The organism is Psychrobacillus sp. MER TA 171, from assembly GCF_023713305.1.
Lineage (GTDB): Bacteria > Bacillota > Bacilli > Bacillales_A > Planococcaceae > Psychrobacillus.
The window spans coordinates 1-11,775 of record NZ_JAMAWN010000004.1 but is presented as its reverse complement, the minus strand read 5'-3'; the positions used below and the strand labels follow the sequence as shown (position 1 = coordinate 11,775).

General features: G+C 39.1%; 12 protein-coding genes. 4 read left to right on the top strand and 8 right to left on the bottom strand.

The features are described 5' to 3' along the window. Nucleotides 1-58: 58 nt before the first annotated feature. Nucleotides 59-718: a hypothetical protein gene (locus M3627_RS05245; protein WP_251553224.1), complete on the bottom strand. Its 660-nt coding sequence runs from the start codon at nt 716-718 to the stop codon at nt 59-61. 163 nt (nt 719-881) lie between these two features. Here M3627_RS05245 and M3627_RS05240 point away from each other — a divergent pair, with 163 nt between their 5' ends. After that, the gene (locus M3627_RS05240; RefSeq protein WP_251553223.1) at nt 882-2,162 is read left to right on the top strand and encodes a glucose-6-phosphate isomerase; all 1,281 of its coding nucleotides are present in this window, start codon (nt 882-884) and stop codon (nt 2,160-2,162) included. Nucleotides 2,163-2,378: 216 nt separating this feature from the next. Here the strand turns inward: M3627_RS05240 and M3627_RS05235 are convergent, their stop codons facing one another. From M3627_RS05235 to M3627_RS05220, 4 genes are all read right to left on the bottom strand, one after another. After that, nucleotides 2,379-3,263 carry an ROK family protein gene (locus M3627_RS05235; RefSeq protein WP_169358361.1) on the bottom strand — a complete coding sequence of 295 codons (885 nt, stop codon included), beginning with the start codon at nt 3,261-3,263 and terminating at the stop codon, nt 2,379-2,381. Nucleotide 3,264: 1 nt separating this feature from the next. Next, complete coding sequence (locus M3627_RS05230; RefSeq protein ID WP_251553222.1) at nt 3,265-4,956, bottom strand: glycoside hydrolase family 13 protein; 1,692 nt, start codon at nt 4,954-4,956, stop codon at nt 3,265-3,267. Between the two features lie 324 nt (nt 4,957-5,280). Beyond that, on the bottom strand, nt 5,281-5,436 hold the full coding sequence (locus M3627_RS05225) for a hypothetical protein (protein WP_251553221.1): 156 nt from the start codon (nt 5,434-5,436) through the stop codon (nt 5,281-5,283). 23 nt (nt 5,437-5,459) lie between these two features. Then, nucleotides 5,460-5,804: a zinc ribbon domain-containing protein YjdM gene (locus tag M3627_RS05220; protein ID WP_251553218.1), complete on the bottom strand. Its 345-nt coding sequence runs from the start codon at nt 5,802-5,804 to the stop codon at nt 5,460-5,462. 157 nt (nt 5,805-5,961) lie between these two features. Here M3627_RS05220 and M3627_RS05215 point away from each other — a divergent pair, with 157 nt between their 5' ends. Further along, nucleotides 5,962-6,114, top strand: coding sequence for a hypothetical protein (locus tag M3627_RS05215; RefSeq protein WP_169358358.1), 153 nt, complete (start codon nt 5,962-5,964; stop codon nt 6,112-6,114). Between the two features lie 86 nt (nt 6,115-6,200). Here the strand turns inward: M3627_RS05215 and M3627_RS05210 are convergent, their stop codons facing one another. Both M3627_RS05210 and M3627_RS05205 read right to left on the bottom strand, forming a co-directional pair. Further along, complete coding sequence (locus M3627_RS05210) at nt 6,201-7,808, bottom strand: thiamine pyrophosphate-binding protein (protein ID WP_251553217.1); 1,608 nt, start codon at nt 7,806-7,808, stop codon at nt 6,201-6,203. A gap of 90 nt (nt 7,809-7,898) precedes the next feature. Next, a complete protein-coding gene (locus tag M3627_RS05205) occupies nt 7,899-8,720 on the bottom strand; it encodes a phosphotransferase family protein (protein WP_251553216.1) in 822 nt (273 codons plus the stop codon). An 83-nt stretch (nt 8,721-8,803) separates the two neighbouring features. On the opposite strand from M3627_RS05205, the gene M3627_RS05200 reads away from it, so the two are divergent. Further along, nucleotides 8,804-9,937, top strand: a complete 1,134-nt coding sequence (locus tag M3627_RS05200; RefSeq protein WP_251553215.1) for a glycosyltransferase family 4 protein — start codon at nt 8,804-8,806, stop codon at nt 9,935-9,937. Between the two features lie 79 nt (nt 9,938-10,016). Next, on the top strand, nt 10,017-10,745 hold the full coding sequence (locus M3627_RS05195) for a DsbA family oxidoreductase (protein WP_169358354.1): 729 nt from the start codon (nt 10,017-10,019) through the stop codon (nt 10,743-10,745). A gap of 93 nt (nt 10,746-10,838) precedes the next feature. Here M3627_RS05195 and M3627_RS05190 read toward each other — a convergent pair whose 3' ends face one another. Further along, nucleotides 10,839-11,705 (bottom strand): hypothetical protein, encoded by an 867-nt coding sequence (locus M3627_RS05190; RefSeq protein WP_251553214.1) that lies wholly within the window; start codon nt 11,703-11,705, stop codon nt 10,839-10,841. Nucleotides 11,706-11,775 lie beyond the last annotated feature (70 nt).

The following is an 11,775-nucleotide window of genomic DNA, read 5'->3' as shown; positions in this document are numbered from 1 at the left end:
TAGTAGATGTAAGGAGCTTCATTTATGTAATGAGGCAGGTCTATCCTAGCCTCTAATTTTATAAAACGTTACTTATAATGCCCTTGTCTGTGTAGATTGTCACTGGCGAGGCTATTGCTCTTTTATCCGAAAACAACCATCTCCTACCTACAGGCCCAAGCAATATATATACCCCATCCTCCTGATGCCCCATAAAGTTTAAATGTTCTGGTTCATCCACTATTATTTCATCTTGTGAAGGGATCGCTAGTTCCATTATTTTGTCTGCGAACTCAATGATATTGTGGGTAGTTAATCCAATTTCACTAATTTCAATAACATTGTTTGAAGTGAAGTGCATGGCATGCGACTTTGGTGTAATTGCTTCTCTTGCAATAAACTCCACTATGTTTCCTGCCAGATCCTGAAAATAGCAGGACCTTGCTTTAAAAAGACCACTATATTCTACCTCATCCTTCCCTTCCTCTATAGATAACGTTACACGTTCTTGCAGCCATAATTTAGCCTTTGAAAACATATTTGAGTGTATATTAAAAGCAAAGTGATAGAAAGTATCCTTGGCTTCACTGTCCTTAATAAATCTAAGCAAACTATTTCCAATTTGAAATGTGGCCTCGGTAGCTTTCCATAACGTTAAAGGAAACTCTAATGTATCTCGGTAGAAGATGACCACTTCCTCTAAGTTAGATACCCACAAATCAATTTGCTGGATCTTCATTTTTATCCTCCTCTTTAGCTTCTACTCTCAATATATACAAGTAGTATTGGAGTCAACTCGGCCAATAGCAGGAAGAATAAATATAATGATAGCTTTTTTTAACTTTTCCCGAGGGGTATGGTAAAATTAAGTCATTAAAATATGTAAAATAAAGGGGTACTTCATGAAAATTTCCGTTAATTACTCAGAGGATTACCAAAGCCTCCTTACAGAAGAATTACATAACAAACTAGAGGCTACTCATGATTTTATCCAGTCAAAAACAGGATTGGGATCTGACTTTTTAGGATGGGTTAATTGGCCAAGCTCCACTCAGCAAGCTTTTTTACAAGATATAAAACAAACCGCAGAGCATATTCGCTCTAATTCAGATGTATTAGTTGTCATTGGGATTGGGGGGTCTTACCTTGGATCCAAAGCAGTTCTAGAATCACTCGCTACTCCATTCCAAAAGGACAGCCAATTAGAAGTCATCTTCGCGGGACAGCTAGTTAGTGGTGCTTATTTAAAGCAATTGATTACTTACTTAGACTCTAAGGAAGTAACTTTAAATGTTATTTCTAAGTCGGGTACGACAACCGAACCTGCTATTGCTTTCCGATTCCTACGCCAGTACATGGAAGCACGCTACGGTGAAGAGGCTGCAGCTCGCATTATCGTCACTACAGACGAGGAAAAAGGTGCTTTATTGTCTCTTGCGAAGGAAAAGGGCTACAAACGCTATGTAGTACCAGAAGATATCGGTGGCCGCTATTCTGTCTTTACAGCAGTTGGCCTATTACCAATTGCAGCAGCTGGGCATAATATCGACCAATTAATAGCAGGGGCTAAACAAGCAGAAGAGGAATTTCAAGTCATGGATGTTCATTCGAATGCGGCTATTAAATACGCTGTCATCCGAAATCATTTATACGGTAAGGGATATCCTGTGGAAATAATGGCTACCTTTGACGAGAAGCTGAAGTATGTCCAAGAATGGTGGAAACAGTTATTTGGGGAGAGTGAAGGAAAAGAAGGAAAAGGTATTTTCCCTGCTTCCGTACTGTACTCAACGGACCTCCATTCATTAGGACAATACATCCAAGATGGTAAGCGAATGCTATTCGAAACATTCCTCATGATCGAACAAGTTTCAGATGATTTAACGGTCTTTGAAGCGGAGGATAATCGTGATGAGCTAAACTACTTAAGCGGTCTGACGTTACATGATTTCAATAAAGCATGTCACGAAGCAACTGCCTCTGCCCATTTAGATGGTGGTGTTCCTCAAATCACATTAACGATGGAACAGCTAGATGAAGAGCATATTGGCCACTTATTATATTTCTACATGATGACTTGTGCGTATAGTGCCTACTTGCTGGACATTAATCCTTTTGATCAGCCAGGAGTAGAAGACTATAAACGAAACATCTTTAAGATCCTTAAAAAGCCTGGATATTAAAACTGTAGCCTCCCTGTTGGGGGCTACAGTTTTTCATTTTTCAGTAGAGATTTCCTATTTACTGCAGGACCGACCGATTTTCCGGCGGGACCAACCGATTATTGGGTTGAACCGACCGATATTTTCGTGAAACCGACCGATTATTTGACTTAACCGACCGATTCTTCATTTTTCTTTTAAAAAATGCTTTGTCCCAGAAGAGACAAAGCATTTTATTTACACAACAAGCATTGCGGCACCAAGCATACCTGCTTCATTACCAAATTGTGCTCGTTTAATTTCAACTGGTTTAAGCATTAATGGTTTTACTTTTTCGATTAGCAAGTCCCACCATTCATCGGCAGATTCCGAAACGCCACCGCCAATAACTATACAATCCATATCAATTACTGCTTGAAGGGTAGAAAGAACAATTGCAAAGTCTGCTATAAAACGATCTCTTGCACGTTTTGCACTTTCAATCTCCCGAGAAGCTAGCTTAAATAAAGTATGGGGCTTAGCTAATTCCCCTGTAGTCGGATCAATCACATGCTCTTCTTTAATCAATCTCTTTAATGCGGTTCCTGATACGTATTGTTCACTACAGCCTGGTCGTCCACAACCACAAACTAACCCGTTAGGATATAAAATAAGATGTCCGATTTCTCCAGCTCCACCATTCGCACCATTCATAACCTGACCATCAAATATAAAGCCACCGCCAAGACCGGTACCAACCGTTACACAAACTACTTTTGAAAAGTTACTTCCAGCTCCAATACGTGCCTCTGCAAGTGCCGCACAGTTCGCGTCATTATTTAACTCGACTCGAAGTCCCGTAGCTGTCTCTAATAGCGGTTTTACTGGCGTGCCCTCCCAGCCAGGCAGCTCCTTTTCAAAGGTGACTGTTCCAGTTTCAGCATCTACCATTCCTCTGGTCCCAATGCCAACTCCTGAGATGTCAGGGAACTGATCTTTTATCTTTAAGACCTGCTCCTCTAAATATGGGTATAGGGGAAGCTCTGTAGGTACTGTTATATCAGCCAAGACTTCTCCAGTCTCATTCACAACGCCCATCCGTATTTTGGTTCCACCAATATCTATGCCAAGTACCTTCTTCACTTTATAATCTCCTTTCAAAAGCTAATACTACTGCTTCATAGGGACGTACACTTATCCCTTGTTCGTCTATTTCTAGAGAGTCATAATTAGCTATTATTACTTTTCCACTAAGACCATCTACCTCACAGCTAGTCCATTGCAGTTTCTCTGTACTATTTGAGAAATTCGAGATGACAAGCCATTCTTCCTTCTCCGTTTGGCGCTTATATACAAAAAGCTTTGGATCGTTTGGAAATAGCAAATGAAAGCTTCCATAAGTTATAATGTCGTGCTGTTTTCTCAACTCAATAAGCTTTTGATACGTATAAAAGATGGAAGAAGAATCGTTTAATGCCTGTTCCACATTAATCTCAGTAGTATTCGGGTTCATCTGTATCCATGGGGTACCAGTTGTAAATCCTCCATCACTTGTCCACTGCATAGGTGTACGTGCATTGTCTCTACCCTTAGCATAAATACCACGCATAATAGCGTCTTCTGGTATACCTTGTTCTATTTTACTATTATACATATTAATCGTTTCGATATCCTTGTAGTCTTCAATACTATCAAATCTAACGTTAGTCATACCTAGTTCTTCTCCTTGATAAATATAAGGAGTTCCTTGTAGCATATGAAGACAAATAGCTAGCATTTTAGCAGAAGTAACACGATATTCTTGGTCATTTCCAAAACGAGAAACGACACGAGGCTGGTCATGATTGTTCCAATATAAGCTATTCCATCCTACTCCATGAAGTGCATGCTGCCATTTCTCAAGATTGTGTTTTAACGCAACTAAATCCAGTGGCTTTGCATCCCATTTTTCAAAAGGACCACTGTCTAAATCCATATGTTCAAACGTGAATACCATGTTCACTTCTTTGTTGGCAGGATTGGTATATAACTGAGCATCCTTAGGAGAAGCTCCTGGCATTTCACCTACTGTGAGTACATCATAGTTTTGAAGAACACGCTCATTCATTTCTTTTAAATATGTATGGATTTTAGGACCATTCATAAAATAGGGACTTCCATCGCCATATAGCTGTCCTTGTCCAACCTTTCCATCCGGTAGTCCCTCCACCTTGGAGATAAAATTAATAACGTCCATTCGGAAGCCGCCTATGCCCTTATCTAGCCAATAGGTCATCATCTCATATATATCGTTACGAAGCATTTCGTTTTCCCAATTCAAGTCTGGTTGCTTCTTAGAAAACAAATGTAAGTAGTAGGAATCTGTCGCCTCATCCTTCTCCCATGCAGATCCGGAAAAAACAGAGCCCCAGTTATTCGGCGGCAAATTGTCTTTCCCCTCCCTCCAGATATAGTAGTCTCTATACTTAGAGTCCTTTGAGGATTTGGACTCGACAAACCACTTATGTTCGTCTGAGGTATGGTTAACAACAAGGTCCATTACGATACGTAAGTCTCTCGCTTCTGCTCCCCTTATCAATTGATCCAAATCTTCCATTGTTCCAAACTCATCTAAAATAGTACGGTAGTTTCTTATGTCATAGCCATTGTCATCGTTCGGAGAGTCGAAAACAGGACTCAACCAAATAACGTTGACACCTAGCTTCTGTATATAATCTAATTTAGAAATAATCCCCTGTATATCCCCAATTCCATCTCCGTTTGAATCCATAAAGCTACGTGGATAAATTTGATAAACTACACTTCGTTTCCACCAAGGCTCCTTATTTGTCTTCATGTTCTCCGACCCCCATCAGAAGTATTTGATATATTCATTATAATGCAAACGCTTGCATAAAGTGATATTTTTTTTAAAAGTAGATACATTAGTCACATTCTTAATTTCTAACTTTAATGAAGAACACACACGAGATAAATAAGGCACAAGGCACAATGAGATTATATTCTTTTTAAGAATAAAGAAAAATTAATTTCAGCTCTCTTGAGGATAAACCAATAAATATAGACATATTGTTCGATTTTAATTATGAAACTGGACTACCTCTATCATTTGTCAAACTTGATTTAAATAAAAAGCCCACTTTTCAAGTGAGCTTTTCTTTTAATCCTCTAATGTGTTCTTGGCTTGTTTTATCACTTTATCTATTAGTTCCTCGGCTCTTTCAAGGTCTTTTTCTTTTATTGCAATTTGCACCTCTAACAACCAATCAATGTGACTTCTTAAAAATGCTCTAAATATTTGATCTTCCTCTTTCATCTTGCACACTTCCTTTAGATATATTAGCTCTTTTTCACAAACTCAGACTTTAACTTCATGGCCCCAAAGCCATCAATCTTACAATCAATGTTATGATCTCCATCTACTAAGCGGATACTCTTTACTTTCGTCCCGATTTTTAGCGTGGAAGAGCTCCCTTTTACTTTTAAATCTTTAATAACTGTAACAGAGTCTCCATCCTCGAGGATATTCCCGTTAGAGTCCTTCACCACCAACTCTTCTGCTGTATCTCCTACTTCTTCTGTTAAGGACCATTCATGAGCACATTCAGGACAAACTAAAAGAGAGCCATCTTCATATGTATATTCGGAATTGCATTTTGGGCATTTCGGCAATGCTGTCGTCATTTTATTACCTCCAATTTACCTCATTTTAATACAGGACTCTATGCCCTTCAACTCATTTCTATCCCCGATAGGTTTATTCAAATTTCTTTGTGGGTAATCATTTATTAACCTTCCTAATTAAAATATATTCAAAAATACCGTGAGAGGAGGAATAAACATGGCTGAAGAAGAAAAACGCGTAGAAGTACATCGTGAAGAACGAACTGATTCTGGGATGGTAGGAGCAACCTTCATCAAGTATGCTGCTTACCTAATAATATTCTTTGGTATCCTTTGGTTCCTAATCTCTTACGTATTCCCAATGTTTTAATTGGTGACTAAATCCACGTCTGACCACATGCAGACGTGGATTTTCCCTTTTTAAAAAGAAGCCCTATTCTGGGGCTTCTTTTTTTGTTATTCTGTTTCTGGGAAAAATGCTTGCTCGGTCCATACGTCGACTAATACTGGTCCTTTAGTTTGGAGGGCTTTGCTTAATATTTCTTCTAAGTGTTCATCCGTTTCCACTCGGAACCCTTTCCAACCACAGGCCTCGGCCACTTGAACGAAATTTGGGTTAGTCAGTTGTGTCCCTAACTCTTCATTGCCAGCAGCTTGAATCTTATCGCTTTCCATTTGAAGTGCTCCATTATTAAAAATTACTACCGTGATATCCAGACCATAACGAGTAGCAGTCAATAAATCAGCTAACGTCATTTCTATACCACCGTCTCCCACCACGGCTACCACTTGTTTTTCTGGTTGCTCTAACTTTGCTGCAATTGCTGCAGGAAGCCCAAATCCCATGGAACGCCAATACCCTGAAAAGAGAACCTTTTGGTTTGTTTGACGGAAGTTCCTATTCATCCACACTGTTACGTCACCTGTGTCTAAAGCAATGATTGCATCGTCTGCTATCCTATTTTCTAGTCCTCTTGCTATTCGTGATGGATGAACGGGAGATCCTTGTATTTGACCTTCCTGTTCGTTTTGATATGCCCATTTCTCTTTTACTGCCTCTATACGATTAAGCCACTCTTCATTCTTCTGTTTGCCTTTCATGCTTTCTAGTAGAAGAGGAATAATCTGCTCAGTTTTACCCTTAATCCCATAATCAGCTGCCACTCGTTTCTTGGCATGCTCTAAATGAAGGTCAATATGGATAATAGTCGCACCCTCTGGTACATATCCCTCCGGCCACCATGTTGCTCCTGCTATTAGAACTACATCCGCATCTTTAAATACATTTGGGGCATGGGGATTTCCTCCCTCGCCAATCCCTTGGATGAGATGAGGTTTAGCATCCTCAAAAATCCCTTTGCCGCCTAGACTTAATAAAATTCCTGCTCCCCAAGTCGTAGCCAGCTCTGCTATATCTCCTGCTGCTCCTCTTGCTCCTGCACCAGCTAAAATCATTGGTTGTCGTGCCTGTTTCATCACTCCCGCTACCTCTTCTAAATCATTTAGTTCAAAGGTGCCTGTTCCCTCTAATACTTTCGGGAGCTGTCTAGCCTTTGCAGTAGTCTCTTTTTCAAATAAATTTTTAGGCACCGATATGTGAGTCACTGTTCTCTGCTGTAGAGAAATTTCAGCTGCCTTCTGAAGTAAATCAACGATGGCATTCTCACTATTTAAGTTTGCTGAGTATGCTGCAAATGGCTTAAATAGCTCCTGCTGATCGACATATTGCTGAAAGTCTGTCCCCATTTCTTTTTGTTCCGCCTGACCCGTTAACGCTAATACAGGTGCCTTGTCTGAATATGCATCACCAAGACCATTTAAAAGATTGGCTGCACCTGGGCCCATTGTAGAAGTACATACTGCTAATCTACCAGTCAGTTTTGCTTCCGCCGAAGCCATGAATGCTGCCACAGACTCATGCTTTACAGCAATAAATTCGATTTTATCCTGTTTGGCCATTGCGTCTAAAAGCCCAATAATAGTATCACCAGTTACCCCATAAATTCGCTTAACCCCTAAAAGGGATAGCTGGTCTAATATAACCTCTGCGACATTTTTATTCATATTAATCCTCTCCTTTAAACAGAGTGTGTTACCTGTTAAATTCCCTTATACAAATGGATTAAACAAATAACCTCAAGAAGAGGTCTACTCTTAAAAATGTATTCCCCAGCTGTTAATCCATTCTTTTATGTCCTTTTCCTGCTCTACACTTAAGGAATTCCCCATATCACGTTGCATTCTGATACCCGCCCAAACAAAAAATGCTGGAAGGTTATTATAAGACCCGTCAACACTTTCATAGCCCGTTCTCCAACCTGTTTCAAATGCCTTTATAAGAGATAGATTATCTTTAAAATGACGATATCCCTCTATCTGTAAAATAGATAGAGTTCTTGCATAATCAAATCTTGGGTCACCTAACGCTACATTAGTCCAATCTATTACTCCCGTAATCTTGCTACCATCTGTTAAAACATTTAGTGGATGAAAATCTAAGTGAATAAGACATTCTTTAGCTGGTGGCAGTTCTTCGATTATCTTTTTTTCTGAACCGATTGGGGTTAACCAATTGGGAGTTCTGATTTCTAAAGATTCCGGTACCGTTATGTGATGAAGTTTTGCATGTGTCTTTCCAAATTCTGCTCCTAGCTGATGAGCTACAGTTGGTTTTTCTATTAGCATTTGAAGTACAGTTACTCCTTTAATCCATTCCATTAGCATAGCAGCATAGGAATCTTCCACTATAACTGAATACACAATAGGTACCGGAATACCACTTTCTAATGCAAGTTCCTTTATATTCTTTTCATATAAAAATTGATCATATCGTTCCGCATGTTGGATCCGAAGGGCAAGATTAGTACCATCCGGTATTCGTATTTTATATACTAAGCAGTCTTTTCCCCCCTGTACCTCTTCAAGACTTGTATAAGATGTGATCCCTAATTTATTTATAATTTTATTTATGTCCATCCATTATCGCCCCTTATAATTCTTAAACCGATACATAATCGTTTAGTTCTGCTTTACCATTCAACATTCCTGCTGACTTACATATGTTAAAGATAAAAGCCAGAGGGGCTGAAAGATTGTCCAAAAAAATTGCTCTTGTGTGCAGTATTGAGTCCTATACGCTCGGTGATGCTCATCTATTCAAGGATGTATGTCTTGTTCCAATATTACTTGGTGAATATTTAGGATACGAGGTAACCATAGTAACTGCTCACATTAACCAGACATTACTCCATGAGACCTTTCCTAATGTTAAGTTTGCACGTGTTTCCTCCGAGGGAAACTTCGAGGAAAATATGAAACTATACATGATAGAGCATGCGCATGAAATTGATATTGCGGTTGCATTTGGTCCTTACCCATCTTATCTATCTATTTTGAAGACATATAAAATGTATAACCCGCTTGGGAAAATTTATATGAAACTAGATGTAAATCGATACTGGTTATCTCGGTTATTACAAGAGCCTTATTTTGAAGAACTATTGAATCTCTGTGACTTAGTTACCTCTGAGTGCGAGCCAATTCAAAATAAAATTAACGAAATGCTGAATTTAAATGTAAAAAGAATTCCAAACGGTTTTTATGAATTTTTTCCTACAGAACCTGTTTTATTTAAAGATAAAAAAAATGTAATTTTAACAGTAGGTAGATTAGATTCCCCAGAGAAACAAGTCCTTCCAGCTATAATAGCTTTCTTATCTGCAGGAATTCCGAATTGGGAATTTCGCTTAGTTGGACCAATGAATGAGGATTTCAAAGCCAAATTATTAACCTTATTAGAGGGAAATACTTATGCCTCTCAAGTAAAAATCTTAGGTCCCATTTACGATAAAGTTCTCCTAGAACAAGAATATAGAGCTGCGAAAATATTTACCCTTACCTCCATAGTAGAATGTCATGCTCATGTCTTAGCAGAGGCAGCTAAGAATGGTTGTTATTTGATCTGCACAGACGTGGACGGCGTCTCCGATATTACGTACAACCAAAGATATGGAAAGATACACTCCACATCCGACTGGGAAGGGATAGCTAACACATTAAAAAAAGTAACAAGCGATGAGAAATTACTCTCAAGCACTTGCTATGAGCTACAATCCATTGCACGCGCTTCCTTAAATTGGAGGGACCTTATCCAACAAATTGCTCTCTTTCTAGGAGAAGCTCCGGTGAAGTAGCTAGTCTAAGCAAACAAGGACCGCTCTTTATATGATTTATGCTATATTAACTCTATCAATAGGAAGGTAGGGAACAGTCATGAAAATTGAAGTATGGTCGGATTTTGTTTGTCCATTTTGTTATATTGGAAAGCGTCGTTTAGAGCAGGCTTTAGAGGAGTTTGATCAAAAAGACAAGGTAGAAGTTAGCTTTAAAAGTTTTGAGCTACAGCCTCATCTACCAAGCGATAAAAGTGTAACTGTTCATGAAATGCTTGCTAAAAAGATGAATATGTCCCCTGAGCAGGCAAAGGCAATGAATGAGCAGGTCATTGCTAATGCAGCAACAGTAGGATTGGCATACCAATTTGACGAAATGAAACAAACCAATACATTAGATGCGCATCGCTTAGTGAAATATGCAGAGTCGGTAGGAAAAGGTGGCGAATTAACAGAACGTCTCTTAAGCGCTCACTTCTTAGAATCTCAATTCCTAGGTGAGCACGAAACTCTTTTAGACTTAGCTACCGAAGTAGGATTAAATCGTGAGGAAGCAAGCAAGGTTCTAACAAGCTCTGATTATTTAGATGAAGTCCGAATGGATCAGCAAGAAGGTCAACAGCTCGGTGTTCAAGGAGTGCCTTTCTTCGTTTTCAACAGAAAATATGCCATTTCTGGAGCGCAGCCTCACGAAGCCTTCGTCCAAACATTGAAGAAAGTTTGGGAGGAAGAAAATCAAACCGCGCCTCTTCAGCATATTCAAACTGATTCAGATGCAACTTGTACAGATGACGGTTGTGAAATTACGGAGAGAAACAAAGAAGTTTAAAAATAGAGGCTAGATTGATATGTCGGCAATCAATCTCTTTCCATATATATAACGTAAGGCCATTACTGAATAGCTCTCAGCAATGGCCTTTTGTTATTTCATTTCTAATAAAGCCTTATAGATTTCATTTATAGTCGGTAGCTTTAAGGTTTTACGATTACTGTAAATGCTAACAAGCTCCTTTTGAATTATCTCTCGCGCAAACTGTTCACGATCATTGGACTTGAACATTTGACGCAATAATTTAGGGATTTTGTATTTCGATTTAAATAAATCCAAAAGATTTTGAAGCTCTTTTTCGTTCAGCAAATGATTGTATACATGCTGCTCGAGCTGTACCTCGAATAAATCTAGCATCTCTTTTGCATCGTCTTCAATAAAACGATTTAAAATCCTACTTGCAATTTTAGATGTGACGATACTACCAATGATTAAACCAACTATACCGCCTATTAGGGCCCCAGTGCTTGTACTCCCCCATGGAATTAGAGCACCTATGGCTGCACCGATTGCCATACCTCCTATACTACCTGCCACATTTGCAGCTGTTTTCGTGATGTTTTTAAACAGCTGCGTTTTAGACATCTCACCTTTTATAGCTCGGGAAATGTCTAAGGTAGAAAGCATACCAGTTACTAATGCGCCGGTAACCACGTTAGCATTTAGTAGTAGAATAGTTTTTTTAGCTGCTAGTGAGCCAATCATAGCCTTATGAGTAAATTTTCCAGCAGCTTTCTTTGCTACAACCTTCGCTCCATTTTTTCGAATAGCTCCCCTTACACCGCTCCCTAGCTCAAAAGCATCATCTAGCTCAATATCCTGCATGTCATTTGACAGTACCTCATCTACTACTGCTTCTCCCACTATATTTAACCCAGTGAACACCGCATTTTCTACCGCTTCCGAGAACGTATAAAATTTTGTGTAAATGACCATAACTTTCCTATAGGAGATGATCATTATGCAAAATTACGAAAATATGAGAATCAAGGATTTAGCTAGAGAGTGTCAATCTGTTGATGACATCATC